At 37.5% G+C, this 24,144-nt stretch carries 23 protein-coding genes and 1 tRNA gene; 12 read left to right on the top strand and 12 right to left on the bottom strand.

Going from position 1 to position 24,144, the window contains the following annotated elements:
- Positions 1-15 precede the first annotated feature (15 nt).
- Complete coding sequence (locus AC625_RS06080) at positions 16-1,692, top strand: ABC1 kinase family protein (protein WP_049680472.1); 1,677 nt, start codon at positions 16-18, stop codon at positions 1,690-1,692.
- A gap of 243 nt (positions 1,693-1,935) precedes the next feature.
- Here the strand turns inward: AC625_RS06080 and AC625_RS06075 are convergent, their stop codons facing one another.
- The 8 genes from AC625_RS06075 to hmpA form a co-directional block, all read right to left on the bottom strand.
- Positions 1,936-2,226: a YxcD family protein gene (locus tag AC625_RS06075; protein ID WP_049680471.1), complete on the bottom strand. Its 291-nt coding sequence runs from the start codon at positions 2,224-2,226 to the stop codon at positions 1,936-1,938.
- Positions 2,214-2,654, bottom strand: coding sequence for a hypothetical protein (locus AC625_RS06070; RefSeq protein WP_049680470.1), 441 nt, complete (start codon positions 2,652-2,654; stop codon positions 2,214-2,216). The genes AC625_RS06075 and AC625_RS06070 overlap by 13 nt, the downstream gene beginning before the upstream one ends.
- 233 nt (positions 2,655-2,887) lie before the next feature.
- On the bottom strand, positions 2,888-4,285 hold the full coding sequence (locus AC625_RS06065) for a PcsB-like coiled-coil domain-containing protein (protein ID WP_049680469.1): 1,398 nt from the start codon (positions 4,283-4,285) through the stop codon (positions 2,888-2,890).
- 825 nt (positions 4,286-5,110) lie between these two features.
- On the bottom strand, positions 5,111-5,413 hold the full coding sequence (locus AC625_RS06060; protein WP_049680468.1) for an iron-sulfur cluster assembly accessory protein: 303 nt from the start codon (positions 5,411-5,413) through the stop codon (positions 5,111-5,113).
- Positions 5,414-5,676: 263 nt separating this feature from the next.
- Entirely contained in the window at positions 5,677-6,669 is a 993-nt protein-coding gene (locus AC625_RS06055) for a Gfo/Idh/MocA family protein (protein WP_049680467.1), read from the bottom strand.
- Between the two features lie 387 nt (positions 6,670-7,056).
- Positions 7,057-7,974 (bottom strand): proline dehydrogenase family protein, encoded by a 918-nt coding sequence (locus AC625_RS06050; RefSeq protein ID WP_049680466.1) that lies wholly within the window; start codon positions 7,972-7,974, stop codon positions 7,057-7,059.
- 238 nt (positions 7,975-8,212) lie between these two features.
- Positions 8,213-9,760 carry an L-glutamate gamma-semialdehyde dehydrogenase gene (pruA, locus tag AC625_RS06045; protein WP_049680465.1) on the bottom strand — a complete coding sequence of 516 codons (1,548 nt, stop codon included), beginning with the start codon at positions 9,758-9,760 and terminating at the stop codon, positions 8,213-8,215.
- Positions 9,761-10,251: 491 nt separating this feature from the next.
- Entirely contained in the window at positions 10,252-11,466 is a 1,215-nt protein-coding gene (hmpA, locus tag AC625_RS06040) for an NO-inducible flavohemoprotein (RefSeq protein WP_049680464.1), read from the bottom strand.
- Between the two features lie 172 nt (positions 11,467-11,638).
- Here hmpA and AC625_RS06035 point away from each other — a divergent pair, with 172 nt between their 5' ends.
- Entirely contained in the window at positions 11,639-12,091 is a 453-nt protein-coding gene (locus AC625_RS06035; RefSeq protein ID WP_049680463.1) for an RrF2 family transcriptional regulator, read from the top strand.
- Between the two features lie 244 nt (positions 12,092-12,335).
- A complete protein-coding gene (locus AC625_RS06030) occupies positions 12,336-13,304 on the top strand; it encodes a DMT family transporter (protein ID WP_049680462.1) in 969 nt (322 codons plus the stop codon).
- A gap of 223 nt (positions 13,305-13,527) precedes the next feature.
- On the opposite strand, the gene glpK is transcribed toward AC625_RS06030, so the two are convergent.
- Complete coding sequence (glpK, locus tag AC625_RS06025; RefSeq protein WP_049680461.1) at positions 13,528-15,018, bottom strand: glycerol kinase GlpK; 1,491 nt, start codon at positions 15,016-15,018, stop codon at positions 13,528-13,530.
- A gap of 310 nt (positions 15,019-15,328) precedes the next feature.
- On the bottom strand, positions 15,329-16,663 hold the full coding sequence (locus tag AC625_RS06020; protein WP_049680460.1) for an FAD-dependent oxidoreductase: 1,335 nt from the start codon (positions 16,661-16,663) through the stop codon (positions 15,329-15,331).
- Between the two features lie 415 nt (positions 16,664-17,078).
- On the opposite strand from AC625_RS06020, the gene AC625_RS26460 reads away from it, so the two are divergent.
- The 4 genes from AC625_RS26460 (at position 17,079) to AC625_RS28465 (ending at position 20,119) form a co-directional block, all read left to right on the top strand.
- Complete coding sequence (locus AC625_RS26460; RefSeq protein ID WP_156187427.1) at positions 17,079-17,417, top strand: hypothetical protein; 339 nt, start codon at positions 17,079-17,081, stop codon at positions 17,415-17,417.
- Between the two features lie 405 nt (positions 17,418-17,822).
- Positions 17,823-19,010, top strand: coding sequence for an N-acetylglucosamine-6-phosphate deacetylase (gene nagA, locus AC625_RS06015; protein WP_049680459.1), 1,188 nt, complete (start codon positions 17,823-17,825; stop codon positions 19,008-19,010).
- Entirely contained in the window at positions 19,010-19,765 is a 756-nt protein-coding gene (gene nagB, locus AC625_RS06010) for a glucosamine-6-phosphate deaminase (RefSeq protein WP_049680458.1), read from the top strand. Before nagA ends, nagB begins: the two co-directional genes overlap by 1 nt.
- Before the next feature lie 156 nt (positions 19,766-19,921).
- Entirely contained in the window at positions 19,922-20,119 is a 198-nt protein-coding gene (locus tag AC625_RS28465) for a hypothetical protein (protein WP_425415435.1), read from the top strand.
- Positions 20,120-20,179: 60 nt separating this feature from the next.
- Here the strand turns inward: AC625_RS28465 and AC625_RS06000 are convergent.
- Positions 20,180-20,251 (bottom strand) — tRNA-Val (locus AC625_RS06000).
- Between the two features lie 540 nt (positions 20,252-20,791).
- Between AC625_RS06000 and AC625_RS05995 the strand changes: the two genes are divergently transcribed.
- The 5 genes from AC625_RS05995 to AC625_RS05975 all read left to right on the top strand — a co-directional run bounded on the left by AC625_RS05995 (position 20,792) and on the right by AC625_RS05975 (position 23,595).
- Positions 20,792-21,517 carry an alpha/beta hydrolase gene (locus tag AC625_RS05995; RefSeq protein ID WP_049680456.1) on the top strand — a complete coding sequence of 242 codons (726 nt, stop codon included), beginning with the start codon at positions 20,792-20,794 and terminating at the stop codon, positions 21,515-21,517.
- A 102-nt stretch (positions 21,518-21,619) separates the two neighbouring features.
- Positions 21,620-22,138, top strand: a complete 519-nt coding sequence (locus tag AC625_RS05990; RefSeq protein ID WP_049680455.1) for a YjcG family protein — start codon at positions 21,620-21,622, stop codon at positions 22,136-22,138.
- A 5-nt stretch (positions 22,139-22,143) separates the two neighbouring features.
- Entirely contained in the window at positions 22,144-22,569 is a 426-nt protein-coding gene (locus tag AC625_RS05985; RefSeq protein WP_049680454.1) for a GNAT family N-acetyltransferase, read from the top strand.
- Positions 22,570-22,725: 156 nt separating this feature from the next.
- The gene (locus tag AC625_RS05980; RefSeq protein WP_049680453.1) at positions 22,726-22,971 is read left to right on the top strand and encodes a hypothetical protein; all 246 of its coding nucleotides are present in this window, start codon (positions 22,726-22,728) and stop codon (positions 22,969-22,971) included.
- A gap of 138 nt (positions 22,972-23,109) precedes the next feature.
- Entirely contained in the window at positions 23,110-23,595 is a 486-nt protein-coding gene (locus tag AC625_RS05975) for a spore coat protein (protein WP_049680452.1), read from the top strand.
- Positions 23,596-23,650: 55 nt separating this feature from the next.
- On the opposite strand, the gene AC625_RS05970 is transcribed toward AC625_RS05975, so the two are convergent.
- Positions 23,651-23,962, bottom strand: a complete 312-nt coding sequence (locus AC625_RS05970; RefSeq protein ID WP_049680451.1) for a hypothetical protein — start codon at positions 23,960-23,962, stop codon at positions 23,651-23,653.
- Positions 23,963-24,144: the final 182 nt, after the last annotated feature.

The following is a 24,144-nucleotide window of genomic DNA, read 5'->3' as shown; positions in this document are numbered from 1 at the left end:
TTAGGAGGGTCCCTCATGCTTGGTAAGAGAATGAAACATGCACATCGATATCAAGAAATTATTAGTGCTTTCCTAAGAAATGGCTTTGGTTATATTGTTAAGGAGCTCGGGTTAACGGAGATGTTGAGCATACCTAGAAAAATAGCCGGCTTGAATCATAATGTATCTAGCCGTACACTCGGCCAGCGAATTCGCACCTTTCTAGAAGATCTTGGGCCCACTTTTATCAAACTTGGACAAATTGCCAGCACACGGAGAGATATCATTCCTGAGCATATTATTGTTGAATTAGAAAAGCTCCAGGATAGTGCACCTCCCTTTCCTTTTGAACAAGTACGTAGCATTATTGAAAATGAACTTGGCAATCAACTTGATCAACTGTTTGCTGAATTTAATGAAATCCCCTTGGCCACTGCTTCAATTGGACAAGTTCATTGGGCAAGACTTCATTCTGGTGAAGAAATTGCGATTAAGGTGCAGCGGCCAAACATACGTCCAATCATTGAGACAGATATGGAAATCCTTGAAGATTTGGCACGCCTGATGGAATCAAGGCTCTCTTGGGCAAAACGCTATCATATATATGAAATGATGGAAGAATTTTCGAAAGCTTTGCAGGCAGAACTTGATTATTATGTCGAAGGAAGCAATTCAGAAAAAATAGCTAATCAATTTGTCAATCAATCAAAGATTCGGATTCCGGACATTTATTGGGACTTCTCAACAAAGAAAGTGTTAACTATGGAATATATAAAAGGTACAAAAATTAGCCAGCTACAAGAAATGGATCATCTTGGATATGATCGTAAAGTCATTGCTGAACGAGTTACAAATTCTATGTTGCATCAAATTTTAATTGAAGGCTTTTTTCACGGAGATCCACATCCAGGAAATATGATGGTTTTACCCGATGAAGTTGTCGTATTCATGGATTTTGGGATGGTTGGCAGACTTACTTCAGACATGAAATACCAGTTGGCATCACTCGTCATTTCTTTAAAACGTGGTGATACCTTAGGAATCATAAAAGCAATCTCAAAAATGGGAATTCTTTCAGATCAGATAAATATGGCGGTACTTCGAGCTGACGTGGATGAACTTAAAGAGAAATATTATCACTTGCCATTAAGCCAAATTAGTCTTGGAGAGGCAGTGAATGATTTGTTTACAATTTCTTTTCATCATCAAATACAAATTCCAGCCGACATGACTATGCTAGGTAAAGCCCTTTTGACCGTAGAACGAGTTGTGGCTGATTTAGATCCTGATTTTAATATGATGCATGCAGCCGAACCATTTGGACAACGTCTACTATTAGATCGCTACCACCCAAAGAAAATCGTTAAAAACACGTGGAGCAAGTTTATCGAATATACAGAGATCGTCACTGAACTCCCTAAAAATATAAAAGAATTTTCGGATACATTGAAAAAAGGTAAATTTCGTTTAGAAATTACTATGCCAGATATTCATTTATTTTTAGAAAAGTTAGATCGAATCAGTAATCGTTTATCTTTTAGTATTGTTCTTCTAGCATTCAGCATCATTATGGTCGGTCTTATTGTAGGTTCATCTATTAGTGGTCAAGCCACTCTATTATGGAGACTGCCAGCCATCGAAATCGGTTTTGGCATTGCCCTAGTAATGCTCATTTGGCTACTCTATTTGATCTTTAAATCAGGTAAATTTTGATGAATTTGGAGGACTCATTTTACTGTTGTAATCGAGTGGTTTGTCTAATAGCTTGATTAGTTTAAATCTTCAAAAGCAATTCTAGCTACTCGTTCTTTTCCAAAGATTTTCTTCCATTAAAAAAGGGGAAGTCTCATAGCAAAGGGTCAGACCCCGCAACAACTAAATACAGTTCGAGATTAGTGTAAAACACTACTACTGATTTAGAATACGAGGTCTGACCCTTATGAGAAGCCCCTCTCCTTATTCTTTTACATAGGCGATAATGCCTTCATCATCATCAAGTACAAGTTCAATACCTGCATATGGATCACGATTAAGCATATGATCAAGCCAAAGTCTTAGCGCTTCAATAATATTTAACATGATTAAGATTTGCTGCCTACCATTCACATAAACTTCTGCAGAGAATCCATAATCATCGTCATACATTAATTCCACTTCAACTTCAGTCGGGGTAACTTGTTTCTTATCAGCGATATATATGCAAATAGCGTTAATAATATCTTGTTCAGAAATTTTTAACCTCTCCATGGATTAGGATTTTCTTTCTTTTTATTTTTAAAGAAAATATAGATGCGTCGGATAATTGAGATGAGGAGGATAATAGCAATCAAATTCACCATAAAACCTAAAACCGCTCCAATCCCACCCATGTTAGCAAATAAGCTACCAAATAAGAGACCCGCAATTCCACCGTAAAGGATTCCTTTCATTAATCCTCCTTTAGCAACAGGATTACTCTTTGCTTTTGTATTTGATTTTGTAGTAGCGTCAGATTTCTTGTTTCTCTGGATATTGGAATTATTGTTAGTTGTACTCCGATCCGTATTGAACGATCTTTTTCCCGATTTATATGACTTAGCGCTTACTGTATCATCTTGTCCAAGAAGAAAATGACCTCCTACCGGAGCAAAAATCAGAGAAAGTGTCAAAAATGCAGTCATTAATTTCTTTAGCATATAAAGTCCCCCATTCTAAATGATTGTGAAGAAATAAACTTCTATTTTATCATAGAAATTTCACTCTTCGATTATTTATACAATACTATATACGTAATGAAAATCAAATGGTTTCACATAATTGAATAAAATTTCGAAATAATATTTTAATGAAAGTTTCATATTTGAAAATCTAGCAGGGCAGATAAACTAAAGGAGGCAGGGATACCCCTGCCTCATACATGTATATTCTATTAAAAACGATGTACTCGTCCGTTGAAGTGTTGTGCCCAATAGCCGCTAGACATATTTGCAATCGCAACGCCAGTTGAACTTTGGGAACCGATAAATTTACCGCCACCCACATAAATTCCGACATGTCCATTCTTCTTATAAGTATCAAAGAATACCATATCACCAGGTTGCAAATCGCTTGCAGATACGCGCGTTCCATAATTTAATAATGTGTCTGTGTTACCAACCGAACCGAGATTGATTCCAGCCTGATCATATGCCCAGTAAACAAATGCAGAGCAGTCAAATCTTCCATTGTTAATATCCGATTGCGATCTACCACCGCCAAATACATAAACAGAGTTACCGATATATTTATTACCTGCAGTTATTGCCACGCTAAGATTACGGCTTGATGGGATGCTCACTGTGTTTTCATCATTATTGTTTTCATCATTATTGTTTTCATTTGAAGTAGAACTATTTGATGATAATGATTTTGTTACAAATGATTCTGAGCTAGATTTTTTCTTAGTTGATTCTTTGGCTATATTCTTAGCTGCTTCACGAGCTGCTTTTTCTGCAGCTATTGCCGCTTCTGCTTCAGCACGTTTTTTTGCAGCTACAATTTCCGCTTGGCGATTTAGTTCTGCAGTAATTTCCCCTTGGATTTTTACAACTTGTGCCGCTAAGTTTGCATCGCGTTTTTTCAAGTCAGCAACTAAAGTTGCAGTTTCTTGTTCTTTCCCTTTCAAACTTGCACTTAGTTGTACGCTCTGAGACTTTTGCTCTTCAATTTGAGCAAGCATGCCTTCAAGCTCTAATTTCATAGAAGTAAGGTCAGCTAGTTTTGTTTCAACGGCCGTTTGCTTTTCTTCCAACTCTTTCTTATCTGCTTCATGCTGCGTTAAAATATCTTGGTCAGCTTCTACCATAGTAGCAACTGCACCAACACGATCAATGAAGTTACCGAAGCTTGTAGCTCCTAGTAATACTTCGACATAACTAACATTACCGCCGCTCTCTTGATAAGAAACTGCACGTTCTTTCAATACCTCATTACGCTGTTCAATGCGTTTTTGAAGGGCTACAATATCTTCTTTAAGTTTCTTAATTTCTGCATTTGTTTCAGCAATTTGCACCTTTGTTTCGTCAATTTTCGCATTATTGTCATTAATGGCTTGTTCGATACGCAAGATTTGCTCTGTTAATGTAGCTTGTTCAATTTGAAGTGCTTTAATCTTTGCAAGTGCGGTATCTATTTCAGATTGAACTCCACTCCGTTGTCCTTGAATGGCTTGTTGCTGATTTTGCAAGTCATTTATGGATTCTGCCTGAACAGCTGGAACGGCAACAATACTTCCCAATCCAAGCATAGCAGTAGTACTCAACACAAGTAATTTCTTTCTCAAAATCATGTTTCCCTGCTTTCTTCTCTAGCCAAATTCGCCTATTAATCTATCTCCCTATCATAACGGTGAATATATATGGAACTAGAAATCTATGTATTATTTTTCGATAATGGTTATTTATATATATGCTAAATACGTTATTTCGACTTTTTATCCTATAGAGAGTATAGCATCATAATTTGTCAGTATGGTAATAAACTCATTACAGTTATATTTCAATTGTTACAATAAACAACTTTTTTTGCGTTTTTCCGAAAAAATTGGAGAATTGTAGGAGAGTTCATCTGCACTGTGAAATAATTTTACTTCTTAAAACTGAATAACAATCTATTTACCTAGGACTATTTACTTCTTATGATAAGCGATTTTTGGGGGTAGGTAAGGTGTGGGATTTCTTCATATATATTTTAATCAGCTTGAAACATTGAACTACCCACCACTTAATTTCATACGAAATTGGAAGTGGAGGATCCCTGCGAACATTCAAGTAGCCTTCGATTATTTAGCTTGATGCCTTGAACGTTGACTCGCCACACGCCCTACTTTAGCTTGTTTTTCGCAACTTCGGTACGTGTGAAGATATAAGAACGTTGAAGATTTTACGTGACGGACGTTTTTCCAGTCACAATCTCTTATCTTCAGTTTTCAAAAAACAATACAAACAAATGTTCTACTACACAAAAAGGCGATTCATCTCCTACTTATTTTTGGGCGTTGCCCTTCACAATATTGAAGTGGGAGTTTTCTCGCCTGGAATGATAAAAATAATGCGGATGGACTACCTAAAAAAAGCCAGTATCCTTTTTTAGGGATACCAGCATCCATTTCCTATTAATGATGATGTGCGTGGTCTTTTGAAGGATTTGTAATTTCAAAGCCTTCTTGTGGTACGTAAAAATATTTAATCCATACCCCGTCTAAGAATTCTTCACGTGCATCCAGTAATATATCTATTCCCTTGTCCGTTTTTACAATTTCATCATGTTCTGTTTGGATATCAAGGGTAATATCATAATGAGCATGATTGCCATGCATATGTGTAATGATAACTCGAATCATTTTCCCTTCTGCTTCTTCTTTGCTCAACATTGTTTTTAATACCTTTGCTGCATTTCTGTTGATTTTTACATTCATCTTGTTTTTCCACCTCAAGTATTTGATCTATAGCATTTCTTCCTCAATATTCCTCTCTTACACTCCTATTGAAAAGGAAAGTCCAATTATCTGTTTCCCCAGAATTAATCGAGTGTACTTGTGTCATCATTGGAGCTTATTTCCCATGAATGAGTAATCAAGGGCTTTGCTAGTATCTCCACTAACACAACGGGATACACTAAACTAAACCGTACCTATCAGAATTTTATAGTCAGTTAATTCGGGGTAAGAAGACTACCTAGTTAGTTCACCTGTTTATCATTTGGGAATGTTACGCCAATTTGTTTACGTGCTTCATCCATAATTTCCATCACATGTAATGAAGTCTCCCATGAGTTCAGTTTTGACTCGTTTTCCCTAGATTGAATCAATTGAATAAATTCAGCCACTTCATAGTACATCGGATCCATTTCTTGCTGGATACTTAGATCTTCGATTGTACCATCCCGATAGCGAATTTCAATCTTCTCAGGGCTCGAGATATGATCGATAACCATCGTAGCATCTTCCCCATGAATTTCTGAAGGAAGATTTGAATCGGTAATTTTCGAATACATAACGCTTGCCTGCATCTCATCATAAGTTAGCAAAATGCTCCCTTGTGCGTCAGCTCCTGTTTCAAGGACATGTCCTGAGGCTTTGACCGTATTCGGTTTCCCAAATAACGCGACGAGCGGAAAAATCGTATATACACCTAGATCCATCAAGGCTCCTGTTGCATACTCAGGGTTAAATGCATTCAAGACTGTTCCTTTTTTATAGGCATCATAACGCGATGAATACTGGCAATAATTCGAAAAATACGTGCGAATCTTTCCAAGCTTGTCCAAATTATCTTGAATCACTTGGAAGTTAGGCATGACTGTTGACTTCATTGCTTCCATTAAAACGACATTATTAGATTTAGCCGCCTCTATCATCGCTTTTACTTCCTTAGCATTCGCAGCAAGTGGTTTTTCACATAGGACATGCTTGCCATGCTCCATAAATAGGATGGCCTGCTCGGCATGGTATGAGTTGGGGCTTGCGATATACACCGCATCAATTTCATCACTTGCTGCCATTTCGTTTAAATCTGTAAACGTTAACTCTACCCCATATTTAGCGGCAAATTCACGTGCACGATCTTCCGTACGTGAATAGACGGCCTTTAAGACGAAATCTTCATGGTTAGCTACTGCTCCTAATAAGCGTTCTGTAATCCAGTTTGTTCCCACAATCCCAAATCTAATCATATTCGCACTCCTTTAATTTCGAATTTGTAATTCTATCATTTCTACTTTATAGTACCCTCAAACCGCAGACGATGCTATTTATTAGGATAACTTGCAAGAATAATATCTTTTGTTTTCCCAATCTTAAAAAATACTATTTACTTTAACTTTAATTTGGCAATGGGATGTTATTTCTTTAGATATGCGGATTGCTCCTCTTCAGTAATACGAAATTCAGAAGGAACGGGTGGTTCTAGAAGGTTTTATTCCAGTCGTTAGCTATCGTATTGGAAGCCACTGTTTCATTTTGTTCGTCTCACAGATTTTTTTAGGCTATTGCTAACTAATTTATGTACACACAATTAAAAGCCTGTTCTCAGAATGGTTAGTCTTTAACAGGCTTAGCTTCTATCTTTTCGAAAATAATCCCTTAATCCCAAATAGTACATTCTGCGGTCTTTCAGCCATTCTCCGCATAAAGTATGCAAACCAGTCATCGCCAAACGGAATATAAACACGCATCATGTAGCCTTCCTGCGCCAGACTCACTTGCATATCTTTTCTAAATCCATAAAGCATTTGAAATTCAAATTGATCTTTCGGTATGTTATTTTCTTGGACAAATTGTTTTACTTTTTCGATAATCTCATGATCATGAGTAGCAATTGCTGTGTGACTTCCGCTTAATAGATGGTTTTTAATAAGCTTCAAATAATTATTATCTACATCTTTTTTATTCTGGTAAGCTACTTCAGGAGATTCATGATAAGCTCCTTTTACTAACCGAAGACGGACGCCTTCTAAATCCAATACGTCCTGATTCGCACGAAATAAATAAGCTTGGATAACTGTTCCAACATTATCATATGTGTCACGGAGTTCCTTAAGAATATCCAGTGTAATTTGGCAATGCGTATAATCCTCCATGTCAATTCGAACAAAATTATTGGTTTGCTTTGCAGTTTCCAAAATTCGTTTCATATTTTGAATGCAAAAATCCCGATCAATATCCAAACCTAGCTGTGTTAGCTTAACAGATAAATGACTGTTCACTCCGGCTGCTTCGATAGCTTCCAATGTTCTTACATTATAATCTGTTGCTTCAATGGCTTCTTCTTTATTTGAAACGAATTCACCTAAATGATCGAGCGTGCACACTAAACCTTTTTCATTAAGTTCTTGAGTTTTTTTAATGACGCTCTCAATTGTAACACCCGCGACAACTTGAGATGCACCGAACCTGAGCCCCCATTTCTTCGCCGCCTTGTTTAATAATATATTTCGAGAAACCCTTAAGAAGAAATTTTTCGAAAAATTAGCCAGCATATAGATCCTCCTTGAATCATTATGTTACCGAGAAGTTCTAAATGAGTGACAAATTTGGCCGATTGCCACCCATTTGCTTTTTAGATGATTTTATCCCGCATTAACGGACAGTAACATCTCCATTCCACGATTTTATGTAGAGAAATTCGAGGAATTTGAATAGTGAAAACTGTCCGTAAATGCCCGATTGGTTCAACTAACCGTTAGCGAAAAGCCCATCGCTAACGGAAGTGTCACTTTATAACGTTTCGCTCGTTGTTTTTGCTTGCATATGCAAAATCAAATAATCCGGGCCACCAGCTTTTGAATCTGTCCCTGACATGTTGAAACCGCCAAATGGCTGGTATCCAACAATAGCCCCTGTACAAACTCTGTTAAAATACAGATTTCCGACGTGAAATTCTTTTTTTGCTCTTTGGATATGATGACGATTATTAGAGATTAATGCACCGGTTAAGCCATAATCTGTGTTATTCGCAATCTCCAGCATATGATCGAAATCTCGTGCTTTGCAAAAACCGACAACAGGACCGAAGATTTCTTCCTGCATCAAACGGGCATTTTCATCTAAATCAGCAATAATAGTTGGCTGAATAAAGTATCCCTTTGAATCATCTCCTTCCCCCCCAATCCTTAGCTTCCCTTCTTCCTTGCCGATTTCAATATATTTCATAATTTTTTTATAGGAAGCTTGGTCAATGACAGGACCCATATAATGGCTCAATCTCGCAGGATTGCCTATTGTTAATTCTTTCGTTAATGCCACTGCTTTTTCTAATACTTCATCATATACATCTTGATGAACGACTGCCCGAGAACCTGCTGAACATTTTTGTCCTGAGTACCCGAATGCAGATTTGACGATGGAAATAGCTGCAAGATCTAGATCGGCATCACAATCTACAACTACCGTATCCTTTCCTCCCATTTCTGCGATTACACGTTTCAACCAATTTTGCCCCGGGTGAACCTTTGCTGCACGCTCATAGATCCGGCAGCCTACTTCACGTGAGCCAGTAAAGCTTACAAAGCGTGTTTTTGGATGGTCAACTAAATAATCTCCAATTTCGCTACCGCTTCCCGGGATATAGTTCATAACACCAGCCGGCAAACCAGCTTCTTCTAACACTTCCACGAATTTCGCAGCAATAACCGGTGTAGTGTTCGCTGGTTTTAATAAAATGGTATTTCCAGCGACAATAGCAGCTGCCGCCGTTCCAGCCATGATGGCTAATGGGAAGTTAAATGGTGAAATAATTACACCGACACCTAAAGGAATATACGTGTATTTATTAATTTCTCCTGTGCGACTTTGGACTTCTTTACCACTGCTTAGCTCAATCATTTGCCGTGCATAATATTCAAGGAAATCAATTGCTTCTGCTGTATCGGCATCCGCCTCATTCCAAGGTTTACCGGCCTCTTTTACAAGATAGCTAGAAAATTCATGCTTGCGGCGGCGAATAATCGCTGCTGCACGGAATAATACAGTAGCACGTTCTTCAGGATCTTGATTACTCCATGATTTAAAAGAAGTGAGAGCAGTTTGCATAGCTTTCTCAGCCAGTTCTTGATTTGCTTTTGAAACAGTACCAATTACTTCTTTTTTAACAGCTGGATTAAAGGATAAAATTTGCTCTTCTGTTTTAAATCGTTCTCCGCCAATAATTACTGGATATTCTTTCCCTAGTTCTGATTGGACAAATACTAATGCTTGTTCAAAGTCTTGTTTATTTTTTTCAATCGAGAAATCTGTGAATGGTTCATGCTTATATATGATTGTCATATTTCATTCCCTCCAATGTGTAATCAATCTATTTGCGATCTATTACCTGAACTTGCAAGTTCCGTGCTAACTTCATCATATTCAGAGAATTAGCTCTTTCTTTCTTTCTTTTAATTACAAGCCCTTACTATATATGTACGAGGTGATAGCTACAAAAATGAATACAATATGAATACGATCCAAACATAATTCATACAATCAGGCACACACATTTGAATAACTTGTTCCTGTTTTAAAAACTTTTATAGAATACTATCAAAATCAAGTTTAGCGAGAGAAGAAATATTAATAGTGTAAAAAAGGATTTCAGACAGAAAGTGCCTACTTCAAATCAATACTTCTAAACCAAAATTTCAAAGCATCCATCGGCTCTTCTCTCGTATATGCATAATATAGCTTCACATCAATTGGGTTTGTATTTTCGGGTAGCAAAAAGAAGGGTCAAACCCCGTCTACTACATACAATAGTGCGAGGTCAGACCCTTCATATATTATCCCAACTGAATAGCTGGTCCAAAAAATTCAAAATGGATTTGTTCTTGTGCGATGCCACGATCCTTCAATAAGCCTAACATCGCCTGAATGAACGGAACAGGTCCGCAAATATAATAATCTGCTTTTTCGTCCACTTCTAGATGGTTTAACATCTCAGCATCTATATAGCCTTCTTTTTCAAAATACTCTTCGTTCCGATCCTCATCACTTGGCTCAGAATAAGCAAATGATAAGCGATAATCAATAATAGTATCCTTTATCGCTTTTAATTCATCCTTAAATGCTTGTACCGTTCCATTTTGTGATGCATGGACAAATGTCACATTCCGATTAGGTTGTTGATCTGCAATAGCATGGACCATGCTCATTAATGGGGTAATTCCAACGCCTCCACTTAAGAAAACAACAGGCGTATGTTGTTTTAAATTCAGTGTGAAATCTCCAGCTGGTGCTGTAAGTTCAATCAGGTCGCCAACATCCATGTGATCATGTAAGAAGTTTGATGCTTTTCCTTCTGGGGTGTTTGGCATAGCCTCTCTTTTGACAGAAATTCTATAGCTATCTTGACCAGGTTCAACAGATAAGCTGTATTGACGATTTATCAAATATTCTTCTCCTGGGATTTTAATTCTAACTGTAATATATTGTCCCGGTTGAAAATCTGGTAGAACTTCCCCATCAGCCGCCTTCAAATAAAAGGAAGTAATGACTGAACTTTCTTTTACTTTATGAACAACTGTGAAGTTTTTAAAATCAAGCCAGCCGCCTTCTTGGTTTGTCGCTTCTTCATACATTTCTTTTTCAATGTCGATAAAGACTTGAGCAATGACGCCATATGCTTCACCCCATGCTTGTAAGATTTCTTCAGTTGCAGCATCACCTAACACTTCTTTAATTGCTGCTAATAAGTATTTTCCTACAATCGGATAATGTTCAGGCTTTACAGTTAAGCTGCGATGTTTTTGAGCGATTTGTTTGACAACTGGAATAATCGCACCAAGATTGTCAATATGTTTAGCTGCTGCAAGCACGGTATTTGCTAATGCGGTTTGTTGGCGACCTCTTGTCTGATTCGTTTGATTAAAAATATTTAATAATTGCGGATAATCTTCAAATAAATGTTTATAAAAAATCGTCGTAATCTCGATACCTTTCATTTCTAATGCAGGGATTGTTGCTTTTACAATGTCTTTTGTTTGCTGAGTTAACATATTTTGTGCCCCTCTCAAAACCAATATATTAAATACATCTTTATAATAAATTGATTATTATTTTAAAGCAATACTTTATATACATCTATTAGTATCGACAGTTCAAAAGTTTATTATTCTGTCACAATTATGCTAAGATGTAGACATCTTATTTGAGTGAGGGATTACCAACATGCGATTAACCAGTTATTCTGACTATTCGTTACGGGTATTATTATATTTGGCAATTAACAAACCAGATCAATTAGTAACCATTAAAGAGATTTCGGAAGCCTACTCGATTTCCAGTAACCATTTAATGAAGATTACCTTTAATCTTGGCAAAATGGGATACCTCGAAACAGTACGGGGACGAAATGGGGGGATTCGACTCGCAAAAAAACCTACAGAAATTAATATTGGGACGCTTGTCCGGAAAACGGAGGAAGACTTTTATCTAGTAGAATGTTTTAATGGAGAGGGAAATAACTGCGTAATCTCACCTGTTTGTTCACTTAAGCATATGCTTAATGAAGCACTGCAAGCCTTCTTTTCTGTGCTTGATCAGTATACTCTTTCCGACATGATTATGAATAAAACAGTCCTTAAAGAATACTTTGACCAGTCAATAAGTCATAAAGGTTGATATTATCGAATCTTCTCTGCAACACTTCTCATGTTCCAAAGAGAAGTGTTGCATTTTTCGTAAGGCCTGTGAAAACGCAGATTTACTGATGTCTATTCGCTTTTTTCTACAAATATAGCATTGTAAATCAACTTAATATTCAATATATTTGTTCTATGACAAACTTTCCCACACAATCTATCAAACGTATATCTTTTGAATTGAAGGAAACTACCAACTCAACAATCGAAATGAGGTGAGTTACATGAAACCAATTATATTGGGCATTTTTGCTGCATTCTTTTTTGCCTTTACTTTTGTCCTTAATCATGCGATGGAATTGTCAGGAGGAAGCTGGATTTGGAGTGCATCGCTGCGCTACATCTTTATGGTTCCCTTTCTTCTTATCATAGTTGTCGCTAGAAGAAATCTTCGTCCACTTCTTAAGGCAATGAAAGAACAGCCCAAAACATGGCTGTTGTGGAGTTTTATCGGCTTCGGATTATTTTATGCACCATTATGCTTTGCTTCTGCCTATTCGCCAGGCTGGTTAATCGCGGCAACCTGGCAAATTACACTCATTTCCGGAATGCTGCTTGGCCCCCTATTTTTAGAAACGATTCAAACAAAGATTGGAATTGTACAAACACAGGGGAAAATCCCTTTAAAAGGATTGTCGCTTTCCTTCATTATTTTATTAGGAATCATTCTTATTCAACTGGAACAGGCGAGTACACTTTCTGTATCTACGCTTATTCTAGGTATCATCCCAGTCGTAGTTGCATCATTTGCCTATCCGCTCGGAAACCGAAAAATGATGGATGTTTGTCAAAATCGCCTTGATGCCTATCAGAGAGTCTTAGGCATGACGCTAGCCAGTCTTCCATTTTGGCTTTTGCTTTCCATTTACGGATTATTCACTGTCGGGGTTCCAAGCAAAGAACAAACCATTCAATCTGTCTTGGTTGCCGTTACATCTGGAGTGATTGCAACAGTACTCTTTTTTCACGCAACCGATTTAGTTAGAGGCAATATGCAGAAGTTAGGTGCTGTTGAAGCGACACAATCAATGGAAGTACTTTTTACGCTTCTCGGAGAAGTGATATTCTTATCCATTGCACTGCCTTCCAACTTATCTTGCGTTGGTATTGTTGTAGTTGTTTTTGGTATGGTTCTTCATAGCTTTGCTTCTCACTCGAAAAAAGATACAAAGGCAATTAGTATTACTCATTAAAATATGCTAAATTGGCTTTCCTATTCAGAAAAGAGCCCCTTACTAGACTAACAAGTTTCAATTCTAGTTAAAGGCTCTTCTTTTTGTGGAAAAGGGGTAGGTCTTTTAAAAAATCAGCTCCGCACCGCCATCTTCATAAGGCGAAACCATTTTTAGAACCTGAACCTTTTTCATCGTTTTAGTTTTAGAGCATCCGCTCATAGATGTTTTTTATTCGAGGAAATTATTTAAACGCCATTGCGGCATGAACGGCCTTTTTCCAACCTTCATATAATCCTTCTCTTTTCTTCTGATCCATTGATGGCATAAATGCTTGATCTATCCCCCACAGACTTGAAATTTCTTCTTGATTTTTCCAATACCCTACAGCTAAACCAGCCAAATAGGCAGCTCCAAGCGCGGTTGTTTCATTTATGATGGAACGCTCTACCGGGACATTTAACAAGTCGCTTTGAAACTCCAGGAGGAAGTTATTTTTCACGACTCCTCCATCTACTCGTAGTGTCTTTAATTCAATGCCCGAATCTTCTTTCATCGCATCAAGGACATCCTTCGTTTGATAGGCCAATGATTCCAAAGTAGCTCTGATAAAATGCTCCTTGGATGTTCCTCGAGTAATCCCAAATACAGCTCCACGAACATCGCTGTCCCAATACGGCGTTCCCAAACCGACAAACGCTGGGACCACATACACGCCATCTGTGCTCTCTACTCTTATTGCATAGCTCTCACTGTCTTGTGCATGTTTTAACATTCTCAAGCCATCTCGTAGCCATTGAATGGCAGATCCGGCTACAAATATACTACCTTCTAGGGCATAATTGATTTTTCCATTTAGTCCCCATGCAATAGTTGTTAGAAGCCCGTTTTCTGATCGAACCGCCTTTTCTCCCGTATTCATCAGCATAAAACACCCAGTTCCGTACGTGTTCTTTGCCATTCCCGGGTCAAAACAAGCCTGACCGAATAAAGCTGCCTGCTGATCACCAGCAACACCAGCAATTGGAATTTCCTGTCCGAAAAAATGATCATCCAATGTATTGGCATACACCTCTGAAGATGACTTTACTCCAGGTAGCATCGATTTAGGAACGGTTAAGATTTCAAGGAGTTCATCATCCCACTTTAAATCGTAAATATTGAACATTAAAGTACGTGAAGCGTTCGTATAATCGGTCACATGAGCCTTTCCACCTGACAAATTCCAAATCAGCCATGTGTCGATTGTCCCAAATAACAGTTTTCCTTCTACTGCTTTTTCTCTTGCCCCCTCTACATGATCAAGAATCCACTTTACTTTCGTGCCGGAGAAATAAGCATCAATTAATAATCCAGTTTTTCCCCTAATTAGATCGTCATGTCCCTGTGCTTTCAACTCATCGCAAATATCGCTCGTTTGACGTGATTGCCACACAATCGCATGGTAGACAGGTTTTCCAGTTGCTTTATCCCATACTACTGTTGTTTCTCTTTGGTTCGTAATCCCAATTCCAGCAATTTGCTCTGGTTTTATGCCGGATTCAGATAAAACACTCGCAATAACCGCAAGAACGGATCCCCAAATTTCATTTGCATCATGCTCAACCCAGCCTGGTTTCGGGAAATATTGCTTAAATTCTTGTTGTGCAATGTGAATGATTTCTCCTTTCTTATTAAGTAGCATCGCTCTTGAACTTGTTGTACCTTGGTCTAATGATAAGATGAACTTTTCCATATATGAATTCCCCCTTCATGTATCTCTACCGCTAGTTTGAACGGATCTCTTTCATTCACTTGTTTCTTACCTATAAGGATATGTTAATCCTAATAATACCAATCATGTAACCTTTACACATCAAAAAAAGTCCTTAAATCTAAAGTAAAAAAAACCCACCCGAAATCTTCCATTGAACAAAAGGAATAATTCGATTGAGTCAGATAGATTATTAAGTAATCTTCAAATTCGCTAGACAAAAACCAATCGAGAAATTAAATTCTCCATAAGCTCCTAATTATCACATGAATGTAACTCTAAAAGAGAGCCATTACTTTTCCATCGCTTGTAAGCCCGCTTGGTTCAGAATGTTCATCGGTTTATTGAAATGCGGTTGGAAAAAGAAATCCACATAGGCCAGTTCTTCCATCGTCATTTCACTTTGAATGCAGACTGACATCGTGTTGATCGATTGCGTCATATCCGCTTTAGAAATGACTTGGGCTCCGACGATACGATTTGTTTCTACTTCATAAACTACTTTCAACATGACTTCTTCGTAAGTCGGCATAAATTCAGGTCGATTGTTTTCTTTAATTGCGATACTTTTCACATTCATATTTACATGTTTTGCAGCTGTCTCGGTAAGACCTGTAGAAGCCATATTATAGTCATAAATATGCAAGCCCGAAGTTCCTTGAGTGCCGATATATTTACTTGTTGGTTTCGTTAAATTTTTCGCCACTAAAGTTCCCATCCGGACAGCATTAGTTGCGAGTGGGATATAGGCATGCTGTTTAGTAGGATTATACATGATCGCACAACTGTCTCCCGCAGCAAACACTTGCTCTTTACTTGCCTGCATGTATTCATTCACTTTAATTGCCCCGTTTGGAAGCATATCCACTTGCCCTTTTAAAAGATCAGTATTTGGTCGGAAACCTACGCAAAGTATTACAAGATCTGCCTCATATTCTCCTTTTGTAGTGACTACTTTTGCTACTTTTCCATTTTCACCTTCGAAACAAGTAACAGTTTGATTCAATGCCATGTTCACACCATGATTGATTAATTCCGCTTCAATCATATCTGTATATTCTGCGTCTAAATATTTACTTAGAATGCGTTCTTCCCCATCGATAAAGGTTACTTCTTTCCCGTATACTTCAAATGCTTCGACAAGTTCGACACCTATATACCCCGCACCAATTACTGCGATTTTCTTTGCTTGTTTAGCTTTTTCAATAATTTGATTAGCATGGTAAAAGTTTTTACATAATACAATATTGTCTTGATTGATTCCAGGAATATTTGGGATAACCGGCCAAGAACCCGTAGTCATGATTAATTTATCAAATGTGTCTTCGAAAATTTCTTCAGTTTCTAGATTTTTAGCTATTAAGATATTTTTATCTGTATCAATCGTCAACACTTCATGCTTCATCTTCATATTGGCACCAAGCTTTGTAAGTTCATTTGGAGAAGAATAGAATAAGCCGTTTGGATCTTTCGCTACTCCGCCGACATAAAGAGCAATGCCACAAGATAAAAAAGATACGTTATCATTTTTCTCATACACTGTAATTTCCACTTCAGGATATAATGCCGCTATATTTTTAACTGCTGCTGTTCCTGCATGAGTACATCCAACCACTGCTACTTTCATAAAAACGCCTCCTCGGATTATGAATCACAATACATGTGAAATATTTCACATGTATTGTGAAGCATTTCACAATGTTTATATTGCAAGTATATGCAAGATCGTAAAAAAATGCAACAAAGAAAAGAAATAATTTTTTCGCTATCCAAATACAAAATAAGTATCAAAAAAATGATCACCAGCTAGCGTCCTAGTATAATCTATTACCCTTTCTCGACATGCACACATTTTCTGTAAAAATAGGGACTAACCTATACATTATGTCCGATGCGTTCATAAAATACCGTGTACTACAAAATAAAGGAGTGATAGTTAATGTGTAATAACGGTAATAATTTTGATTGTGATGAAAATGTTCGTGGTGTTTCCGAAAACCGTCATCATAAGAATCGAAATGTAAGAGTAGAAGCTCACATTGATGGTAATGAATTCTGTCGTGCTGTACGTCGCTGCCGAAGGAATGAACGGGAAGATGTACGTGGTATTGAAAATGAGAATAATCAACAACATCATCATCATCATCACCACGACCACAGATGTGAAAACAGATGCGAAAATAGATGTAGATGCAATAGAGGATGTTTCTGGTTCTAATTCGCTTAATCTAGAAAGTCCACGATTCTTCGTGCTGCCTGTTTCCTTCAGAGACAGGCAGTTTTTTTGTATCCTACATATATCACTCCATTTGATATTTCGTCCTTTATCCTCCTATTATGGATCTAAGTACGGTCATAATCTGATATTCAATCCAAGTTAATCCTTATAGTGTGTGTTCAAAAAGGAGGATAAAAAGAGCCGAGAAGTTCGAGGTGCAATCGTCTCTAGACCTGCGCGTATACAGTAATACGTGAGGACCGTTGAGACAGAGCTTTGATGCAATTCGCAAGCTTTTTAACCGGGCTTTTTGAACAACTTCTTATAGTCTCTATTGTTGTCTACCCATTCAACTATATTAAATAGGCTGTCCCGATTAAGGAGGCAGCTTCCAAAACAATGATTTACAATGAAATAAGTTCTGTGTAATACTATATTGTGTGTTTAGAACCTTTTTCGACATTTTTTTTAACTGGTATAGGCAACTACTCCTATTAGCGATACACTAAATGTAAAGTTTTTATGTAACAAGCAAAATCCCTAATAACTTTTACAAAGGAGACTGGGTATGAATGCAAATCAAACATACATTATTGTAAATCTAACGGTTTATAGTGAAAACGAAACCTATAAAAATGGTTATATAAAAGTGGTTGATGGAATAATTGCAGAAGTAGGTCCTTTCAGCCAATATAAACAAGATGACACCGCGAAAATAATCGAGCTTTCTCCCACGTATCTAGTTATTCCTGGCGCTATTGATGTACATATTCACGGTGCAGCGAATGCAGATGCAATGGATGCAACGAGCACTGCTTTAACAACGATGGCTCAGACACTTCCAAAAGAGGGAACAACAAGCTTTCTAGCGACAACGATGACGCAATCAACAGAGGCTATTGAACAAGCATTGCGTAATGCTGGTGAGTACATGACAAATCAATTGGATGGTTTAGCTGAAGTAGTAGGAATTCACTTAGAAGGTCCTTTCATTGCTCCAATTCGAAAAGGGGCCCAGCCACTTTCACATATTATTGATCCTGACGTCGCCTTATTTAAAAAATGGCAAGAAATCGCACAAAATCAAATTAAGCTTGTCACATTGGCACCTGAGCAGCCAAACGGCTTAGAGCTGACCGCTGCTTTAAAAGAATCCGGTGTAGTAGCTTCAATTGGCCATTCAGATGCCCTATATGAACAAGTTGACCAAGCCATTCAAGCTGGCTCTACTCATATTACTCACCTCTATAATGGAATGCGTGGTCTGCATCACCGCGAACCAGGTGTGTTAGGTGCTGCTTATTTACGTGATGAGCTATTTGTGGAGCTCATTGTAGATGGTATCCATAGCCGCCCTGAAATGGTGAAACTCGCGTATAATCAAATTACAAGCGATCGCATGATTTTAATTACTGATTCACTTCGTGCAAAGTGGCTTCAAGAAGGAACCTATGATTTAGGTGGTCAACCCGTCAACGTGAACGAAACAACCGCAACTCTTGCAGACGGGACACTTGCAGGAAGTATTCTTAAAATGAACGATGCGATCAAGAATATGATGACGTTCACCGATTGTACGATGGAAGATATCATTAAAATGACGTCAGTAAATCCAGCGAAACAACTAAACTTATTTGACAGAAAAGGTAGTATCACTGTTGGAAAAGATGCCGATCTTGTTATTTTAAATGAAGATTTAGATGTAGAAATGACTTTTTGCAGAGGAAAAATAGCATTCACAAAGGAGAATTCATAATGAAACTTATACAAGTACAGGACTATCAAGAAATGAGTCAAAAAGCAGCAGAAATCGTAATTGAAAAAATAAAAGAAAATCCACAAATCCAGCTTGGACTTGCAACTGGTGGGACACCTGAAGGGTTTTACAATCGATTAATTGCCGATCATAAAGAAAATCATACATCTTATAAACAAGTAAAATCATTTAATTTAGATGAATATATCGGTTTAAGCTCTACTAATCCGAATAGCTATCATTATTACATGGCCGATACGTTCTTTAATCATATTGATATTAATCAAGAAGACACTAACCTTCCAAATGGTACTGCAGAAAACATTCAAGAAGAATGTAGTCGTTATGATGAAATGATTGATAAAATGGGCGGAATCGATTTACAAATCCTTGGCATTGGGCAAAACGGTCATATCGGCTTCAATGAACCAGGTACTTCCTTTGCATCAAAAACACAAGTTGTTGACCTTGCACAATCGACAATTGAAGCAAACGCCCGCTATTTCGACTCCATTGATGAAGTGCCAACACAGGCAGTAACAATGGGAATTGCGTCTATTATGAAAAGTAAGGAGATCGTACTTCTAGTATCAGGAGTAGCAAAAGCAAAGGCTTTGAAACAGTTGATAGACGGAGAATTAACAGAGGAGTTTCCAGCTTCTATCCTGAAAAAACATCACAATGTTACCATTATTGCCGATCAAGAAGCATTATCTGAGTACGCATCCAAAAGTGATTCAACTCTTCGTGGTTGATAAAAGCTCTTCTCTTCCGTTTTACTACCAAATTGAGGAAATCATAAAACGTCAAATTGAAGAAAGTGAATTACACCCGAACGATGTACGCCCAAACATGCTGGACTTAAAATCGGCTATGCAACGCAATCTTTAGAATCCACCATTGCATCAGATATGGGGGTTATTTCTTTGTCGATTGCTAAACATTTCCCTATTTTATTCATTCAACGCATTACTTATTTAGATGCTGGAAGACCACTTGAATTTATACGATTAAAAGAAAATGATATTTCCTTCATAAAGGCGAACCAACAGCGGGTTTTTTTCCCTTCCCTACTGTTGGTTCGTCTTATTTTCGCTTTGTTCCCTTAGTCCTAATAATAAACAAAAAAAGGCAGGAGCGCTGCTAATGCATCACTCCCGCCTTTTTGATGATCTGAGAGGGATTCGAACCCCCGACCCCGTCCCTGTCAAGGACGTATTCTCCCACTGAACTATCAGATCATATATTGTATAAGTTTTACGACAAAACTCATACTAAAGTATATATACTATTATACAATTCGACGTAAATAAGTCAACCGTTAAATTTTAACGATCGAATAACTTTTTGTTGTTCTTCTCACATAAAGAACATTTATTCCCATATACTGTTATTTAAGGAGGTTTAAAAGAGCAGAGAAGTCCGAGGAGCAATAGTCTCTCTCGGAAACCCAGATTGTATGAAAGGGTATTTAAGGACAGAAGAGACAGAGCAACAAAGAAATTCGCAAGCTTTTTTACCAGACTTTTTGAACAACCTCTATAAGTCCAATTCGAACATTCAATGATTTGGGATACCTTCTATGTATCTTGCTTTTATAAACGACTATGTACACTTCTCGCCTAAACTCCTTTACTTGATTAAGTCCGTTTAATTTCTCCAATCTATTCACTAAAAACTCTTTGCTCTGATTTTTATATCGTCAAAGAAGATATCGACCGATAATTGTGATAAAATATTTCCGTAAACCCTTTCAATTATTTTCTTTAGGGGGTGTTATTTTGGTTGATCAGCCAAAAGGGACGATTAAGGATATAACGTTTACAAGCAAGGAATTGGATGAAGTGCTTGAACTGCTCGTTTATTTTCCGCCCAACTATACTCCGTTATACAAATATACCGTTGTCATTGCCCAAGATGGCCGCGACTATTTTCAAATGGGACGAATTGGACGAATAGCTGATGATTTACTTCATAATGGCGAAATCGAAAATCTCATTATTGTAGGAATACCTTATCGCGATGTACATGACCGAAGAAAGAAATATCACCCTGATGGCGAACAGCATGCAGCTTACATACGTTTTCTCGCCCATGAGCTAGTTCCGTATTTGGATGAGGTGTTCCCTACTTATCAAATAGGAACTGGGAGAGTTTTGATTGGCGATTCTCTTGGTGCCACTATTTCTCTGCTAACAGCATTAAAGTATCCTCACACATTTGGAAAGTGTATTCTCCAATCACCTTTTGTGAATAATGAAGTGATGAATGCTGTTAGGGAATTCGAAGAGCCACATTTAGTTGAGCTTTACCATGTAATCGGCAAAGGAGAAACAGACGTTCCAACTACAGACGGAGGCATAAGCAACTTCATTGAACCGAACCGCGAGTTAAATACTATTATTAAGAAAAAAGGATTTACTTATTTCTATGACGAATTTGACGGTCAGCATACATGGAAGTATTGGCAAAGAGATTTAAAACGAGCTTTGAAAAAAATGCTCTAATCACCTTTTTATAGAAAATGACGAAGTTTATTAAAAATTTGTTATAATGATTTCATAACTTGATTTTTAAAAAAATTCAGTGTCAATCTGGGAGGTATCATTATGAACTATGGCGTCGCTATTTTTCCATCAAAACAGCTTCAAGATAAAGTAAATTCGTACCGTAAACGCTACGACCCGAACTATGCGCTAATCTCACCTCATATTACGCTCAAGTATACTTTTTTTGCAACTGAAGTAGAAATCGAAACAATAGCAGAACAATTAAATAACATCGCCAAATCCCATAAGCCATTTAAGTTAAATGTAGTGAAACCGAGTACCTTTCAACCCGTAAATAACACGATTTTTTTTAAAGTTGAATTAAATCCTGAACTTGAAAGTTTGCATAAAGAAATGAACCATGCCGATTTCTTCGGAGGTCCATCTCCTTATGCATTTGTTCCACATATAACAATTGGCCAGAAACTTTCAGATGATGAACATTCCGATGTATTAGGTCAGATTAGAATGCTTGACGTTACACACGAGGAAGAAGTAGACAGATTCCACCTTCTTTATCAGTTGGAGAATGGTTCATGGACTGTTTATGAAACTTTTAGACTTGGAGAAGAGGAATAATAAAAATGAACGTGAAAATGGTTACAAACACCGAAGAGAGAGAACTTGCTTATTCAATACGTAAAAAGGTTTTTGTAGAGGAACAAAATGTTCCTCTTGAAGAGGAAATTGATCAATATGAAGATGATTGTGCCCATTTCCTCCTCTTTAATGAAGATGATACGCCTATCGGCAACGGCCGATTCCGTATTTTAGACGGTATTGGCAAAGTACAGAGGATCTGTGTTCTCTCTGAGTTCAGAGGGAACGGCGCTGGACAAACGATTATGAATGCGATTGAAGACTATGCAAAAAAGCAAGATCTTTCTAAATTAAAACTGGACGCACAGACACAAGCCATTCCCTTTTATGAACGATTAGGATACCGTGTAGCATCTGAGGAATTTATGGATGCAGGCATTCCTCATCGAACAATGATTAAAGATATATAAACTAGCCCCCGGAGACTAATTTCCGGGGGTTTTTTTATATTTCTAAAGTCCAGCACTCCCCCCAAAAAACTTTTTTATAAAAATTCCACGTTTAACACTGCCACTTCGCCCTTTTTTTCATAATGTATTGTAAGAAACGATAAGGAGGGGATTTTTGTGAGTGAAAAAGAACTTCATTTGGACGATTCCCATCAAAAATTGATGGAATTATTAGTATCACGAACTTTGCGTAAACATGGTTTCAAAAAAGATTCCATTGATCTTACTGAAAGAGAAAAGAAAAATCTAAAGGAAACCGTCGAATTGCTTCAGAAGCAATCGCAGTCGTTTATTGACAAGCAGAACAACATCACCGAACAAGATGTTAATCCAATCACTAATGTATATGATGAGGGAAAGTAACCTACCTCCCTTAAGTTCTTGAAAAATTTCACAAACAAAAATTCTCAAAAATAGACGTTTGCATTGATATAATCGTCCAAACATCGTTTCTCGAACCGCATATTTTAATAGGGACCCAAATAAAAGGAGGATAAAGATATGAATCAAAATGAATTTCGCTCAGACAATTCTTGCGGACATAGCGAAAACAGATGGTCAGCCTTAGATTCTCGTTCAGATCATCCATTAGCAGAGTTTTGCGATAATCGTCGCGGAGGCATCGAGCAAGAATCCAGACAAGAGAATGTGGAGTACCAACTATCCGAAGAGCTAGTATATATCAAAGACTCATGTAATGTTCGAGTAACTTCAACAGATGTAAAAGCAGCTCTATCTCTCCAAGCCGCCTTACAAGCTGCAATTGCTGTAATTGTTAGCATCACTGTTGGCAGCGGCGAAAGTGCTGAAAGAATTACTCAAGAATTGCTCCAATCTTCCAAAATTAGTCAAATTTCACGTCAAAAAACGATTATCGAGAACTCTCGTGACGTTGAGGTTGTAACTACAGATGCCCAAGTTGCTGTTAACATTCAGCTATTGCTTCAATTATTACTTGCTCTAATCGTCGAAGTAGATGTTTTATAAGAATCAAATAATTGCAACACACAAAAGGACACATTCGTGTCCTTTTATGTGTTCACTAGATTCTTTGATTAAAGAATCCCCCTTTACCCGTTAAATCTGCTATTATTTGCTCTACTACATATTCAGGTACTTGCATTTTATAGGATGATGAATTTTGTGGATTGATTAAGGCCTTCTTTGTTTCTGATTTAGACGTAATAATGTTCTCAATCTGCTTGTCTTTATCTTGATTGAGGTGCTGAAATAACGGAAGTGGAAAAATTGACGATATACCACCAATTGATTTTACTGAACATTTCGCAGCAGCGACCGTTCTGTTTGCATATTGAAGATATTCAAATTGTGTAATTGGTATGATGTAGCCCATTCTACTCACCTCATAACTTTTTTATTTTCTGTCATTTACCCCCATGAAAAGGCAAACAATATTTCCATCGTTTTATGATGTGCATTTTACTCGCTTTTCGACTATTAGTGCGTGTTCAAAAAGGAGAATAAAAAGAGCCGAGAAGTTCTGCAGGCGATTGTCTCAAACCTTTCGCGTTACAG

This window comes from Peribacillus loiseleuriae (genome assembly GCF_001183985.1).
Taxonomy (GTDB): domain Bacteria; phylum Bacillota; class Bacilli; order Bacillales; family DSM-1321; genus Peribacillus; species Peribacillus loiseleuriae.
Note: the sequence above shows the minus strand (reverse complement) of the source record. Positions and strands in the feature narration are given on the sequence as shown.